The sequence below is a fragment of the Aeromicrobium piscarium genome (genome assembly GCF_007421815.1).
In the GTDB taxonomy this organism is placed as follows: domain Bacteria; phylum Actinomycetota; class Actinomycetes; order Propionibacteriales; family Nocardioidaceae; genus Aeromicrobium; species Aeromicrobium piscarium.
The window spans coordinates 289,197-303,951 of sequence record NZ_VLNT01000003.1; the positions used below are offsets into that span (position 1 = coordinate 289,197).

Sequence of the window (14,755 nt, forward strand, 5' to 3'; positions counted from 1 at the left end):
CACTCACCGTTCATGGGTGGGCTGGGCGGTGACCCCGCCAGCGAGCGATACGGTACGAATATGACGAGCGCTTTCGACGATCTACTCGCCGCGAACCGGACGTACGCGGAGCATCACGCCCTCAAAGGCTTCGACGGCATCGCCCACGCGGGCGTCGCGATGGTCACCTGCATGGACTCGCGGATCGATCCCCTGCGGATGATCGGGCTGGAGCCCGGCGACGCCAAGATCCTCCGCAATCCCGGCGGTCGGGTCACCGATCAGGTGCTCGTCGCCGTCGTCCTGGGCGTGACGCTGCTGAAGGTGCAGCGGGTCATGATCGTCGAGCACACGCGCTGCGCGATGGCCGGCTCCACCGAAGATGAGCTCCACGAGCGCATCGCCGAGCGCACCGGCACGGATGCCACCTGGATGTCGCTCGGTGCGATCAACGATCAGGAGCGCACGATACGCGAGGACGTGCACCGGGTCCGCAGTCATCCGCTCGTCCCCGCCGATATCAACGTCGGCGGCTTCGTCTACGACGTCGACACCGGCCTGCTCTCCCCCGTCGCGGAGGCCTGACCCCGGGCGCACGCCACCCGCCCACCCACCCACCGTCGGCCTCTTCGAGGGCCGATGGTGGGTGATGGCGATGATTCCTACGGGCGCCATCTCTTGCTGATACGTTCGGATGCCATGACATCGGGGACGAAGGACGTGGCACGTACACCCGTGAGACTGGTCACCTACAGCGTGCTGCTCGGCCTGGGTATCGGCCTGACGGCTGTGGGCCTGCTCCTCTGGCGTGCCGCCTCGGTCCCCGGAGGCGTCGATTCCACCGCCGTGCGCTGGACCGTCCCATCGGCACTCGTGGGCGGACTCGTCGCGGGCATTGCGGCACGCATGGGTGGCCGTGTCCGTACGCCCTGGCGGCGTCGACTCTCACTCGCGCTCTGGTCCCTCGCGGCCGCGGTCCTCATCATCGCCGTGATCGCCCTCAGCTCGGGGCCCGAGGAGCCGGCAGACCCGGTCATCGCGTCCAGCGCTACGGTCCTGGCACCGCTCACCGCGCCGACGCTCGTGGTCGCCGCCGCACTCATTGCCGTGTCGGCGGCACTCTACGCTCGGGCTCAGCCGGAGCCGGCGTGGGCGTACCGGACAGCACCAGCGGCGGTCAGCATCATCGTCGTGATGCCTCTTCTCGTGCTTGCCGGCCTCCCCGTACAGGGATGGGTCGAGGGACGTGCGGCGACCGTCAACACGCTCGTGTCGCCGCCGCGGCAGCCTGCCGGTGTTCTCGAGTCGCGGCTGACCGGTGACGAGGCGTGGATATCCGACTTGGACAAGTCGGCGCCGGGACAGGTACTGAACACCGCGGGAGGCGTCGCCGTCCGCAGCGAACGGCCTGGCGGAGTGCGGATGCTGGACCCGCTCACCGGCGAGGTCCGGTGGTCGTGGCAGCGGACCGATCTGAACGACGCACGATACCGGATGGTCGCCTCGGAGGATGGAACGCTCATCGCCGCCACCTTCACCCGCAGCGAACAGTTCCCCACCCCGCCTCAGGTGGTCGTCCTCGATGCCGAGACCGGTGCCGCGCGGGCACAGCTACCCGAGTTCGGGGGCGCGCCGGTCGCGGTCACCCAGGATCGTGTGATCGCGGTCGAAGGCGATCGCGTCAGAGCCGTCGACTTCGACGGCGAGCAATTGTGGTCGACCGAACTCTCCAACCCCGTCGTCTCGAATCTCGATCTCACCTCTGCCGGTCACGGGGTACTCCTGGTGACGACCGACGGCGATCAGGGACGGAGAAGCGAGGCGGTGGATATCGCCAGCGGCGAGATTCTGTGGGACCGAGGTGCGCCGACCCAGGCCGGCCCCTATCGGGTGGTTCCCGGCACCGATGTCGCGGTCACCGGCGGAGTGGGCTACCGCAGTCTCGGTGGCCGGCTGATCGAGATGCAGCAGCCCGTGTCCGCCGAGGTGGTCGCCGTCGATCTGGCCACCGGCGAGGAGAAATGGACCACGCCGGTGAGCGTGCCGGAGGGGATCAAGCACATCAACTCGAATGGATGTCAGCAGCGACTCGATGTCGATACCGACCGCGTGACCTTCGCGGCCTGCGCGGAGTCCGGTCGGCGCGTCATCGTCACCGGGCTCGATCCTGCCTCCGGCCGGATCCTCTGGGAACAGAGCGTGGAGCCCGGGGACGCCCCCTGGGGACCGCGCCTGCAGGCAGACGACCCGATGCAGGCGATGGCCGACGGGACCACCGTCTTCTTGGCACCGGCGCGCGACGGCTATGAGTGCGACATCGTCCGCGTCGGGCCTGATGGAGTCGAGCGGACCCCCGTGGAGCGAAGCGTCGCCTCGCGCGGATGCGACGCCCACTCGTGGATCGGCAGCGACCAGACCGGAATCCTGACGAACGGCTCCTCGAATGGCATCATCGCCCTGCGATGAGCCCCGCGCCGACCTGTCTCAGGCGTCGATGAGGTCCGCGTCGATCTCGTAGGCGCCTTGGACGATGAAGTCCTTGCGCGGCGGGACCTCGTTGCCCATCAGCAACTCGAAGACATCCGCGGCCTCCTCGGCATCGTCGACCGTCAGGCGACGCAGGGTGCGGTGGCGCGGATCCATCGTGGTCTCGGCCAGCTGTGAGGCGTCCATCTCTCCGAGGCCCTTATAGCGCTGGATCGGGTCCTTCCAGCGCACGCCCTTGCGCTGGAGTTCGGCGAGTTTGCGCTGCAACTCTGGGTCGGAATAGGTGTAGACGTACTTGTCCTGGTTCTTCTTCGGGTTGACGAGCTCGATCCGGTGCAACGGCGGCACGGCGGTGTAGACGCGACCCTCCTCCACCAGAGGACGCATGTAGCGGAAGAAGAGCGTCGCGAGCAGGCACCGGATGTGGGCACCGTCGGAGTCGGCATCGGCCATGAAGATGATGCGGCCGTAGCGGGCGGTGTCGAGGTCGAAGGTACGACCCGATCCGGCGCCGACCACCTGGATGATCGACGAGCACTCGGCGTTCTTGAGCATGTCGCCGACACTGGCCTTCTGGACATTGAGGATCTTGCCGCGGATGGGCAGCAATGCCTGGAACTCCGAGTCACGTGCGCTCTTGGCGGTGCCCAGGGCCGAATCGCCCTCGACGATGAACAACTCGGAGCGCTCGACATCGTTGCTTCGGCAGTCGGCGAGCTTGGCCGGCAAGGCGCTCGACTCCAGCGCGTTCTTACGGCGCTGGTTGTCGCGCTGCTGACGCGCTGCCACACGCGTGCGGGCGGCGCTGACGACCTTCTCCATCACGGCGCGGGCCTTGGCCTTGTCGGCCGTCTTGGTGGTCGTCAGGAAGCTCTTGAGCTCACGGCTGACGACCTGGTTGACGATGCGGGTGACCGGTGGGGTGCCCAGCACCTCTTTGGTCTGGCCCTCGAACTGCGGCTCGGCGAGGCGGACGGTCACGACCGCCGTCATGCCCTCCAGAATGTCGTCCTTGACGATGTCGGGATCGCCGTTCTTCAGCAGCCGGGTGTTCTTGAGCACCTCGTTGAAGGTCTTGGTGAGTCCGCGTTCGAAGCCGTTGACGTGGGTGCCGCCCTTGGGGGTGGCGATGATGTTGACGAAGGAACGCAGGCGGGTGTCGTAGTCGTTGCCCCAGCACAGCGCGATATCGATGCCGAGCGTGCGCTCGATGTCCTGTGGGGTCATGTGCCCGGTGTCGTCGAGGATCGGCACCGTCTCGGTGAACGTGTTCTCTCCTTGCAGGCGCAGCACGTCGGTGACCGGATCCCCCGGGGCGAGGTACTCGCAGAACTCCGAGATGCCGCCCTGGTGGAAGAAGTCCTGCTCGTGGACCTCCTCGCCTCGCTCGTCGCGGATGACGATGCGGAGTCCCGGCACGAGGAAAGAGGTCTGCCGCGCGCGAGCCACGAGATCGTCGTAGGAGAAGGCCGCGGTCTTGATGAAGATCTGCGGATCGGCCCAGTAGCGGACGCGGGTTCCGGTGGTCTTCTTGGCGACCTTGCCGGCCTTGTGCAGCGTGTCGTCGGCGGTGAACGAGGCGTCAGGGCCCTCTCCGTCGAAGACACCCGGCGTGCCACGACGGAAGGACATGGCCCAGGTGGCACCGCCCTTGTCGACGGCGACGTCGAGGCGCTGCGAGAGGGCGTTGACGACCGAGGCGCCGACACCGTGGAGCCCGCCGGTGGCGTTGTACGAGCCACCACCGAACTTGCCTCCGGCGTGGAGCTTGGTGAAGACCACCTCGACTCCCGACAGGCCCGTCTTGGGCTCCTTGTCGACGGGGATGCCGCGGCCGTTGTCCTGCACCTCGACCGAGCCGTCACGGTGCAGCACCACGAGGATGTGGTCGCAGAAGCCGCCGAGGGCTTCGTCGACCGCGTTGTCGATGATCTCCCAGAGGCAGTGCATGAGGCCCCGAGTGTCGGTGGAGCCGATGTACATGCCGGGTCGCTTGCGCACGGCCTCGAGTCCTTCGAGGACGAGGAGATTGCGCGCGTCGTAGCTGGAGATGATCGTGTCCTTCCGCTGGGATGTCAGCGTTCTCAGAATAGTGAGGGGTACCGACAGAGGGCGTGTCACCACGTCCTGCGGGCGTGTCGCCGACCCCTTTGGATCCCTGAGGGAGTATTCATGGCATAAGGTCGATATGCGCCGACCTGGCAGGAATACTCCGGCCGGACATCATGTTGACCAGAACGAGACCGCCTGAAGAAAGAGGACATCGTGACAGCTACCGCTGAACTCTCCGCCCTCACCGCTGGTGATCGTTGCGACCGCTGCGGCGCTCAGGCGTACGTTCGCGTCGAGTTCACCGAGGGTGCGGAGTTGTTGTTCTGCGCCCACCACGCTCGCCAGCATGAGGACAAGTTGCGCGAGATCGCCATCGACATCCAGGACGAGAGCGGACGCCTGAGCGTCTGATCCGTCACCCTCGACGAAGGGCCCCGGCCGCACTGGCCGGGGCCCTTCGTCGTCACCAGCGTCCGCGCGGCAGCGCCGGAGCCAGCCGGCGGTGCAGGACCGCGGCGCTGACGAGCACCATCAGCAGCACGAGGGCCTCCAGCCGATGGGACAGCCGGAGGGTGGCGAGGGCGGCGAGGGCCGCCCCCAGGAGTACGAGGGTGAAGAGCGGGGCGAATCGGCTGAGGGTGATGGTGAGGGACTCCTTATCGAACGGTGTGATGGCGAACGCCCGCCGTGCTCTGCGTGAGAGTACGGCGGGCGTCCGAGAATGGTGTTTCAGCTGACGCGGATATTGGCCGCCTGCAGCCCCTTCGGGCCACGCTCGACGTCGAACTCGACCTTCTGGTTCTCGTCCAACGAGCGATAGCCCGAGGCGTTGATCGCGCGGAAGTGAGCGAAGACGTCCTCGCTGCCGTCGTCGGGGGCGATGAAGCCGAATCCCTTGTCAGCGTTGAACCATTTGACGGTACCTGTAGCCATGTAAAACCCCTTGGGGACGTGCGCTCGCGCGGTTCGCGGGCGACTGACGTCGCGACGCGCATCAAACCGGAACTTCACGATGACCCTGCCGGGTCCACATCAAGGGGGTACAACCAACGCCTACAACCCCTCCATCATAGCAGACATTCCAGATGTGGTCATTCTATGAAGGTCGATCGAGAGAGTGAGCCGAAACACGAACGCCCGGCCGCGAAGGGCCGGGCGTTCGTGAGGTGAGACTCAGTCCAGGTAGTCGCGCAGGACCTGCGAGCGCGATGGGTGGCGCAGCTTGCTCATCGTCTTGGACTCGATCTGGCGGATCCGCTCGCGCGTCACGCCGTAGACCTTGCCGATCTCGTCGAGAGTCTTGGGCTGACCGTCGGTCAGACCGAAGCGCATCGAGACGACACCGGACTCGCGCTCGCTGAGGGTGTCGAGCACGGCGTGCAACTGCTCCTGCAGCAGCGTGAACGAGACGGCATCGGCCGGCACGATCGCCTCGGAGTCCTCGATGAGGTCGCCGAACTCGCTGTCGCCGTCCTCGCCGAGCGGCGTGTGGAGGCTGATCGGCTCACGACCGTACTTCTGGACCTCGACGACCTTCTCCGGCGTCATGTCCAGTTCCTGGGCAAGCTCCTCGGGAGTGGGCTCGCGACCGAGGTCCTGCAGCATCTGACGCTGGACGCGCGCGAGCTTGTTGATGACCTCGACCATGTGCACCGGGATGCGGATCGTACGAGCCTGGTCGGCCATCGCGCGGGTGATCGCCTGGCGGATCCACCAGGTGGCGTAGGTCGAGAACTTGAAGCCCTTGGTGTAGTCGAACTTCTCGACCGCACGGATCAGACCGAGGTTGCCCTCCTGGATCAGGTCGAGGAAGAGCATCCCGCGACCGGTGTAACGCTTGGCCAGCGAGACGACGAGACGCAGGTTGGCCTCGAGGAGGTGGTTCTTGGCGCGACGACCGTCGATGACGATCCACTCGAGCTCTTCGCGGGTCTTCGTCGACAGGCGACCACCCTTGGCGAACTTCTCCTCGGCGAAGAGTCCGGCCTCGATCCGCTTGGCCAGCTCGACCTCCTCGCCGGCGGTGAGCAGCGAGACCTTACCGATCTGCTTGAGGTAGTCCTTGACCGGGTCCGCGGTGGCACCGGCGACCATCACCTGCTGGGCGGGCTCGTCGGTGTCGTCGGAGGTCGACAGCGTGAAGGACGACTCCTCGTCCTCCTTCAGCGTCGGGTCGGTGGCGAGGTCCTTCTCGAACTCCGCGTCCGGGATGTCCGGCAGGATCTTCTTGCCGTTGGCATCGACTTTGGCTGCCTCCGGCACCTCGAGCGCCTCCGCGAGGTCGATCGTGCTCTCAAGCACCTCGGCGGCATCTGCCGCGGCCCCCTTCTTCGCCGTGGCCGACTTCTTGGCGGCCGTCTTCTTGGCAGGTGCCTTGGCTGCGGCCGTCTTCTTCGTCGAGCCAGCTGCTGGAGTCACCGGGACATCAACCTCGCATCATCGGTGGGAGGGCGCGACAAACAGCCCTGTGGTCAACCTCTGGGCACTAGTGTGCCACGGGGAGGAAATCACCCAAGCGGCCGATGTCTATTCACGTGGTCAGGACCACAGGTGGACGGGCTGGCCGCCGAGCATGTTCTGCTGATATTCCACGGTCAGATCGCGCATCGCGGTCAGCCGGTCGGTGTGCCGGTCCGGGTGGCGCTCGAAGGCCTCGATCATCCAGGTTGCGCCATTGCGTCCGCGCAGACAGCGCTGCTCGATGATGCCCAGCAACTCCTCGGCCACCGGGCTCTCGACATCGCTGGACTCCAGGCCCGCCCACGCGAGCGGGAGGAGATGGCGCACCACGAGCTCGCGGGCCGGCACCGTACCCACGCCCGGCCAGTAGAGGTCCGTCTCGATACCGGTCCGGGCGGCGGCGTGGAAGTTCTCCTCGGCGGCCTGGAAGGACAGCTGCGACCAAACCGGCCGGTCGGCGACCACGAGCGCCTTGACCAGACCGTAGAAGAAGGCCGCGTTCGCCAAGGTGTCGACCACCGTAGGTCCGGCGGGGAGCAGCCGGTTCTCGATGCGCAGGTGAGGCCGCCCCTCGGCGACATCGTAGATCGGACGGTTCCACCGGTAGACCGTGCCGTTGTGGAGTTTCAGTTCCCCGAGGGTCGGCACCCGACCTGCGGCCAGCTCCTCCACGGGATCCTCGTCCTCGACGACCGGGAGCAGCGCGGGGAAATATTTGGAGTTCTCCTCGAAGAGGTCGAAAACCGAGGTGATCCACCGTTCGCCGAACCACACCCGCGGCCGCACGCCCTGGGTCTTGAGCTCCTCGCTGCGCGTGTCGGTCGCTTGCTCGAACAGCGCGATCCGGGTCTCGTGCCACAGCTGACGTCCCAGCAGGAACGGCGAGTTGGCACCGACCGCGAGCTGGACCCCCGCGACCGCCTGCGCCGCATTCCAGGCGGCGCCGAACTCGTCGGGCTCGACCTGCAGGTGCAGCTGCGTGCTTGTGCACGCGGCCTCGGGAATGATCGTGTCGGTGGTTGTGGCGAGGCGGTCGACTCCGTCGATCTCGATCTCAATGTCCTCGCCTCGCGCGGCGAGGATCTGCTCGGAGAGCAGGTGGTAGCGAGGATTGGCCGAGATGACGTCCGCCGAGAAGTGGTCAGCCGTGAGCGTCGGCAGGATCCCGATCATCATGAGGTGGGCGTCGACCTCGCTCGCCTTGCGCTCCGCATGGGTCAGATCGTCACGCAGCGTATCGGCGATCGTGGCCAACCCACGTCCGGCGATCGGGACGGGCGGCACGTTGACTTCCAGGTTGAAGAGACCCAGTTCGGTCTGGAAGTCGTCGTCGGCGATCTGCTCGAGCGCCTCGGCGTTGCGAAGCGCCGGCATCCCGAGCGCGTCGACCAGATTGAACTCCACCTCGATACCGATCTGCGGCGCGGCGACCGAGAAGTCGTGGTCGCTGAGCATCGAGGCGAACGCATCGAGGCATCGGCGGACCTTGCGGCGGTAGCGGGTACGGTCTTCGCGGCTGAACTCGCGAGGGTCGACGTCCTGTCCCATAGCCGACAGCCTAGAGACATCTCAGGCCGAGCGTCGATCAGCGAATCGCCGCTCCCAGCTCTCGGTGTCCATCGAGTCCATGACGCGGGGGTCCATTCCGCATTCGACCATGCGTCCCAGCAGCCCCGCGAAGGTGTATTCGGGGTTCAACGCCCGCGCCCGGTCGAGCGCGTTGATGGCTCTCGCGCCGTCACCCGCCTGCCACGCCGCGAACCCCGCCAGGCACAGCATCGGCGTGGCCTCCACTCCCCCGACCAGTCGGGCGGCCGCCGCCCAGATGTCGTACATCCCTCGTGCATTGTGGGCTCCGATCCGGGCCCAGGCCGTGTCGCGTCCGGGGATCCACTGGCTCAGCACCGACATCGCCAGGAGTTCTCCGTCGGCGAACGACTCCCGGTCCAGCAGCCGGGCCATCTGCCGGGCGTGATCGCGTTGCCAACTGGGACCCACCGGGATCCACTCGGCGACGATGTCGGCGAACGCCCGGTCCAGCCAGTCCCGTCGCGGGCGCCCCACCGGCTCCAGCTCGTACCAGAGCTCCTCGCGATCCTCGGCCACCACCACGCCCTCCGTCGCCGCCCGGACCCGGACCTCGTGAGTCGGGGAGAGCGCATAGGCCTCGCCCTCGGCGGGGCAGTCCGGCAGGTCACTCCAGACCCGGTCCTCTGTCGCCCAGAGTCCCAGCACCTCTGGGAGGTGGGCGGGCAGCAGTTCGCGCACTCGGTGGACCATGTCCTCGGCCGCCCCGGGATCGGCGGAGAGTCCGACGAGGATCACACCATCGCCACCGTTCCGAATCAGGTGGTGCACCACGGTCCGGGCGACGGCGTCGGCGTGCTCGTCATCGGGCGGCAGATCCATCCGAGCGGTGAAACCGAGTCGGTGGCGGGGGCCGCTGACGCAGATCCCGATGATCGATTCACGCGGCACGAAACCGAATCTGGCCGGAAGCGCGTTGAGCAGGTCCTCGAAGGTGCGGGCCCGGTAGGGGGTCGTCTCGTCCATGCCAGGAGCCTCCTGCCGAAGAGCCGATCTGACCAGCTCGAGCACCGCGAGGCTGTGGACATCGCCGGGTGTGGACGATCGACTTGTCAGGGGCGCAGGTGACAATAGGATCATGCGCGCGACCGCATCGATCCTTCATCTGGACCTCGATGCCTTCTTCGCTGCGGTCGAGCAGCGCGACAAGCCGTCGTTGCGCGGCAAGCCGGTGATCGTCGGTGGCGTCGGCGGTCGCGGGGTGGTCTCCACTGCCTCCTATGAGGCCCGTCGTTTCGGTGTCCGCTCGGCAATGAGCATGGCCGAGGCGCGCAGCCGCTGTCCACACGCCGCCGTGCTCAGCGGTCGCTTCGATGCCTACCGGGCGGCGTCGCACGTCGTCATGGATCGGCTCCGCGAGCTCTCCCCGCGCGTACAGCCGCTGTCCCTGGACGAAGCCTTCGTCGACCTCGCCGCCGCCGATGACTTCGACCCGGACTCGGTCGAGGAGACGGTCGCCGAGCTGCGCGCCGATATCGAACGACTGACCGACGGCCTGACGTGCTCGGTCGGCGTGGCCAGCTCCAAGTTCCTGGCCAAGATCGCCAGCGAGCTCAACAAGCCCGACGGGCACTTCATCGTGGCGCCGGGCTCTGAGCAGCAGCTGCTGGCTCCGATGCGCGTCAGCGCGATCCCCGGTGTCGGGCCGGCCACCACCGAACGCCTCCGGCGCCTCGGGGCCGAGACCGTCGAGCAACTCCGTGCGCTCTCCCTGGACGAGCTCAGCGGCAGCCTGGGCAATGCCTCTGGCCGCTCGCTGTATCAGCTGGCACGCGGCCAGGACGATCGCGAGGTGGAGTCGCATCGCGAGGCGAAGTCGGTGAGCGTGGAGGACACCTTCCCCGTCGACATCGCCGATCGCGGCGAGTTGGAGGCAGTGACCGACGCGCTCGCCCGCACGGTCGCCCGGCGCCTGCGGGCCGCGGGTCAGTCCGGGCGCACCATCACGCTCAAGATCCGGCGACACGACTTCGAGACCCATACCCGATCCACCACGCTGGCAGCGCCCACCGACCACCCGCGCACCATCACCGATACCGCGATGGCTCTGTTGAGGGCTGCCGACGTCACCGGTGGCCTCCGTCTCCTGGGCGTCGGGGTGTCCGGGCTGACCGACTGGGTGCAGGACGATCTGTTCACCCCCGAGAGCCCCGTCGAGGAAGACCCCCCGCCCCCGCGCCACTCGCTCCGCAGCCGGGCGGCGGCGTCGTGGTCGCCCGGCATGGACGTGCATCACGCCGAGCACGGTGACGGCTGGGTCTGGGGATCGGGCCTCGGCCGGGTCACGGTGCGCTTCGAGACGCGCGAGACCCCGGCCGGACCCATCCTGACCTTCGCCGCCGATGACCCGGCACTGAGCCTCGCGGGCCCGGCAGCTGCCGGTACGGTCGAGACATGACGAGCTCTCCCGGCACCCCATCGGTCACGCAGTCCCCTGTGCCTCCTCAGGCCGAGCGACGCCCCACCACGCGGGTGCACCACGGCGACTCGGTGGTCGATGAATACGAGTGGCTCCGCGACAAGGAAGATCCGGCGACCTTGGCGTATCTGGAAGCCGAGAACGCCTATACCGAGCAGCAGACGGCGCATCTAGAGCCATTGCGTCAGCGGATCTTCGAGGAGATCACGGCGCGGGTCCAGGAGACCGATCTGTCGGTGCCGGTGCGCCATGGGGACTGGTGGTACTACACCCGGGTCCAGGAAGGTCAGCAGTACGCCATCCGCTGCCGCTGTCCCATCGCCGATCCCGCCGACTGGACCCCTCCCGGGCTCGACTCGCAAGCACCGATCGACGGCGAGCAGATCCTCCTCGACAGCAATGTCGAAGCCGAAGGCCATGAGTTCTTCTCACTGGGCGCGTTCAGTCTGAGCGACGACGACCGCTACCTCGCCTGGTCGGTCGACACCACCGGCGACGAGCGATACACGATCCACGTCAAGGATCTGCGCACCGGCGCGATCCACGACGATGTGATCGAGGACGCGTCCACCGGCGCGACCTGGTCGGCCGACGGGGACTACCTCTTCTACACCGTGGTCGACGACGCGTGGCGACCTCATCAAGTCTGGCGGCACCATGTCGGCGGCGGCGAGGAGGACGTGCTCGTCTTCTCCGAACCCGACGAACGCTATTTCGTGGGCATCGGCCGTTCCCAGTCGGAGAAGTACCTGGTCATCAGCCTCGCGTCCAAGATCACCAGCGAGTCGCGCATCCTCGCCGCCGACGACCCCACCGGCGAGTTCGCGGTCGTCCTCCCCCGCCGCGAGGGCGTCGAGTACGGGATCGAGCACGTGGTGCTCGATGGGCACGACCGTTTCCTCCTGTTGCACAACGACGGCGTCCCCAACTTCGAGCTCGCCCTCATCGATCCCGCCGACCCGAGCGACAGGACGATCGTGCTGGCGGGAGACGACACGACCCGGCTGGAGGATGTCGACGTCTTCGCGTCCTTCGTGGCGGTCAGCTACCGGCACGAGGCACTGACTCGTATCGGCATCCTGCCGATCGAGGGCGACGGTTTCGGCTCCCTGCACGAGATCGAGTTCGACGAGCCGCTCTTCGCCTGTGGAGTGGGAGCCAACGCCGAGTGGGACACTCCGCTGCTCCGCATCGGTTACACCTCCTTCGTCACGCCGGGATCGGTCTACGACTACGAGGTGAGCACCGGACGGCTGCTGCTGCGACGCCAGGTGCCCGTCCTGGGTGGCTACGACGCCGCCGACTATCGCCAGGAACGTCTCTGGGCCACCGCGGATGACGGTACCCAGGTGCCGATCTCACTGGTCTACCGCGCCGATGTCGCGCGCGACGGCACGGCACCCACCCTGCTGTACGGCTACGGCTCGTACGAGGCCTCGATGGACCCCGGGTTCTCCGTGCCCCGGCTGAGCCTGCTCGACCGAGGCTTCGTCTATGCCGTCGCCCACGTGCGCGGCGGCGGAGAGATGGGACGCCACTGGTACGAGAACGGCAAGCTGCTGGCCAAGCGCAACACCTTCACCGATTTCATCGCCTGCGCGCGCCAGCTCGTCGCCGACGGGTGGACTACGCCGGAGCGTCTCGTCGCCGAGGGCGGCAGCGCCGGCGGCCTGCTGATGGGTGCCGTCGCCAACCTGGCCCCCGAGGACTTCGTCGGCATCATCGCCGAGGTGCCGTTCGTCGATGCTCTGACGTCGATTCTCGATCCGTCGCTTCCGCTCACGGTCATCGAATGGGATGAATGGGGCGACCCCCTGCACGACCCCGAGGTCTACGAGTACATGAAGTCCTACTCGCCGTACGAGAACATCGGACCTCACTCCTATCCGGCGATCTGCGCCGTCACGAGCCTGAACGACACGCGCGTGCTGTACGTCGAGCCGGCCAAGTGGGTCGCCAAGCTGCGTTCGATCGCTCAGACCTCGCGCCCGGTCCTGCTCAAGACCGAGATGAGCGCGGGCCACGGCGGCGTCAGCGGACGCTACGCGGCGTGGAAGGAGCGCGCCTGGGAGCTCGCCTGGATCATCGACACCGCCGGCGCTTCCTGATCGGCGGGGCGTTCGGCCGATGCCATCGACCTGGCCTCCTCGCGTGAGCTCTCCGGACCGACGGCCTCCCCGAAGGCCACCAGCAGCATGACCACGAACACCACTGCCCCGGCGATAAACCCGACGATCGAGACCACGACCGCCGCGGCCGCCGCACCATGACGGCGAGCCGGTCGCCGCAGCGCGACGATCGCGAGGGTCAACCCGACCGGCAAGGCGATCCATCCCAGAAAGAAGACCGGCGGCAGGCATGCCAGGATCGCCCCCGCCAGGGCGACGACCAAGGCGACGAGACCCAGCCGGTCGGCCGGCAAGGGCGTCTCCTCGCCGGCTGGGTAGCTGGGCAGTCCCGGTCCTCCCGCATCACTCACCTTCGGAACGTAACAAGAATGGGGCGTCAGGGCGACGCGGAGAGGAGCCGACGGGCGATCCGGGTCACAACGATGCCAAGAATCCCCTGAGAGCGGAATCCTCAGGAACATCCCCGCGTTGTACCAGGTGCAACCAAGTGATGGGAGACCCCCGTGGACCACAGCACCGAGATCGAAGGCAAGGACAGCGTCGGCATGTACCTTGCCGAGATCGCTCGTACGCCCCTGCTCGACGCAGAACGCGAGGTCGATCTCAGCAAGACCATCGAGGCCGGGTTGTTCGCACGTCACCTCCTGGACACCGGCCGGATCGGCCGTGCCAAGGGGGGCGCACCTAAGCGTGCCACACGCGAAGAGCTGGAGTGGATCGCCGACGAAGGCGAGCGCGCACTCCAGGAGTTCATCCAGGCCAACCTCCGCCTGGTCGTCTCGATCGCTCGCAAGTACGGCCGCGCGCAGATGCCGATGCTCGACCTCATCCAGGAGGGCAACACCGGCCTGATCCGCGCCGTCGAGAAGTTCGACTACGCCAAGGGCTTCAAGTTCTCGACCTACGCGACCTGGTGGGTGCGTCAGGCGATCACTCGCGGCGTCGCGCAGCAGGCCCGCGTGGTCCGGCTGCCCGTGCACGTCGTCGAGGAGCTGAACCAGGTCTCCGGCGCGCGTCGCAACCTCGAGCGCGAGCTCGGCTACGATCCGGAGCCCGGTGAGATCGCGGCAGAGCTCGGCATGGATGTCGATCGTGTCATCGATCTGCTGTCCTGGGGTCGCGATCACGTCAGCCTGGACTCGCCGGTCGACGACGAAGGCGACACCTCGCTCGGTGACCTGATCGCCCGCGATCCCATGCCGGGGCCCGATGCGGCCGCCCTCGACCACGCCGCACGCGACCAGCTGCTCACCCTCGTCGATCACCTCGACGAGCGGGAGGCCGATATCGTCAAGGCCCGCTACGGCCTGCTCGACGGCCGTCAGCAGAAGCTGGCCGATATCGGCCGGCGGCACGGCATCTCGGCAGAGCGCGTGCGTCAGGTGGAGCGTCAGGCTCTCGCCAAGCTGCGCGCGATCGCCGACCCCGAACTGGCTGCGTAACACCTCTCCCTACGACGAACGCCCCATGGTCCTCAGACCGTGGGGCGTTCGTCATGCTCGGACACCCGCCCGTCGAGGCGGACGCGCGTGGGTTCGAGCCCTGGGCGGTGAGCCATCCCGCACTTCGAGGCGTCGAGTGCGGGATGGCTCACCGCCCGAGGCTCAGATAGGGGTGTGATCGTACCCGACGGTGGGGGTGA

The 14,755-nt window shown here is 67.3% G+C and carries 12 protein-coding genes; 6 read left to right on the forward strand and 6 right to left on the reverse strand.

Translation table 11 applies throughout. The features are described from left to right. The first annotated feature begins 60 nt into the window (after nucleotides 1–60). Together FNM00_RS06295 and FNM00_RS06300 are read left to right on the forward strand one after the other, a co-directional pair. Nucleotides 61–564, forward strand: a complete 504-nt coding sequence (locus FNM00_RS06295) for a beta-class carbonic anhydrase (RefSeq protein ID WP_143912506.1) — start codon at nucleotides 61–63, stop codon at nucleotides 562–564. A gap of 135 nt (nucleotides 565–699) precedes the next feature. Further along, the gene (locus tag FNM00_RS06300) at nucleotides 700–2,445 is read left to right on the forward strand and encodes an outer membrane protein assembly factor BamB family protein (protein WP_185973010.1); all 1,746 of its coding nucleotides are present in this window, start codon (nucleotides 700–702) and stop codon (nucleotides 2,443–2,445) included. 18 nt (nucleotides 2,446–2,463) lie between these two features. Here the strand turns inward: FNM00_RS06300 and FNM00_RS06305 are convergent, their stop codons facing one another. Further along, nucleotides 2,464–4,590, reverse strand: a complete 2,127-nt coding sequence (locus FNM00_RS06305; protein WP_221933615.1) for a DNA gyrase/topoisomerase IV subunit B — start codon at nucleotides 4,588–4,590, stop codon at nucleotides 2,464–2,466. A 138-nt stretch (nucleotides 4,591–4,728) separates the two neighbouring features. On the opposite strand from FNM00_RS06305, the gene FNM00_RS06310 reads away from it, so the two are divergent. Continuing rightward, nucleotides 4,729–4,929 carry a DUF7455 domain-containing protein gene (locus FNM00_RS06310; RefSeq protein WP_374190840.1) on the forward strand — a complete coding sequence of 67 codons (201 nt, stop codon included), beginning with the start codon at nucleotides 4,729–4,731 and terminating at the stop codon, nucleotides 4,927–4,929. Between the two features lie 318 nt (nucleotides 4,930–5,247). On the opposite strand, the gene FNM00_RS06315 is transcribed toward FNM00_RS06310, so the two are convergent. The 4 genes from FNM00_RS06315 to FNM00_RS06330 form a co-directional block, all read right to left on the reverse strand. Further along, complete coding sequence (locus FNM00_RS06315) at nucleotides 5,248–5,451, reverse strand: cold-shock protein (RefSeq protein ID WP_143912513.1); 204 nt, start codon at nucleotides 5,449–5,451, stop codon at nucleotides 5,248–5,250. A 240-nt stretch (nucleotides 5,452–5,691) separates the two neighbouring features. Further along, nucleotides 5,692–6,936, reverse strand: a complete 1,245-nt coding sequence (locus FNM00_RS06320) for an RNA polymerase sigma factor (protein WP_246065092.1) — start codon at nucleotides 6,934–6,936, stop codon at nucleotides 5,692–5,694. A gap of 120 nt (nucleotides 6,937–7,056) precedes the next feature. Further along, nucleotides 7,057–8,526 (reverse strand): glutamate-cysteine ligase family protein, encoded by a 1,470-nt coding sequence (locus FNM00_RS06325; RefSeq protein ID WP_143912515.1) that lies wholly within the window; start codon nucleotides 8,524–8,526, stop codon nucleotides 7,057–7,059. Nucleotides 8,527–8,547: 21 nt separating this feature from the next. Beyond that, complete coding sequence (locus FNM00_RS06330; RefSeq protein WP_185973011.1) at nucleotides 8,548–9,531, reverse strand: DUF4192 domain-containing protein; 984 nt, start codon at nucleotides 9,529–9,531, stop codon at nucleotides 8,548–8,550. Between the two features lie 112 nt (nucleotides 9,532–9,643). On the opposite strand from FNM00_RS06330, the gene FNM00_RS06335 reads away from it, so the two are divergent. Beyond that, nucleotides 9,644–10,963 (forward strand): DNA polymerase IV, encoded by a 1,320-nt coding sequence (locus tag FNM00_RS06335; protein ID WP_143912518.1) that lies wholly within the window; start codon nucleotides 9,644–9,646, stop codon nucleotides 10,961–10,963. Next, the gene (locus tag FNM00_RS06340; protein ID WP_143912520.1) at nucleotides 10,960–13,092 is read left to right on the forward strand and encodes a S9 family peptidase; all 2,133 of its coding nucleotides are present in this window, start codon (nucleotides 10,960–10,962) and stop codon (nucleotides 13,090–13,092) included. Before FNM00_RS06335 ends, FNM00_RS06340 begins: the two co-directional genes overlap by 4 nt. Here FNM00_RS06340 and FNM00_RS06345 read toward each other — a convergent pair. Beyond that, complete coding sequence (locus FNM00_RS06345) at nucleotides 13,026–13,463, reverse strand: hypothetical protein (protein WP_143912522.1); 438 nt, start codon at nucleotides 13,461–13,463, stop codon at nucleotides 13,026–13,028. The genes FNM00_RS06340 and FNM00_RS06345 overlap by 67 nt on opposite strands. Nucleotides 13,464–13,658: 195 nt before the next feature. On the opposite strand from FNM00_RS06345, the gene FNM00_RS06350 reads away from it, so the two are divergent. Further along, complete coding sequence (locus FNM00_RS06350) at nucleotides 13,659–14,555, forward strand: sigma-70 family RNA polymerase sigma factor (RefSeq protein WP_143912607.1); 897 nt, start codon at nucleotides 13,659–13,661, stop codon at nucleotides 14,553–14,555. Nucleotides 14,556–14,755: the final 200 nt, after the last annotated feature.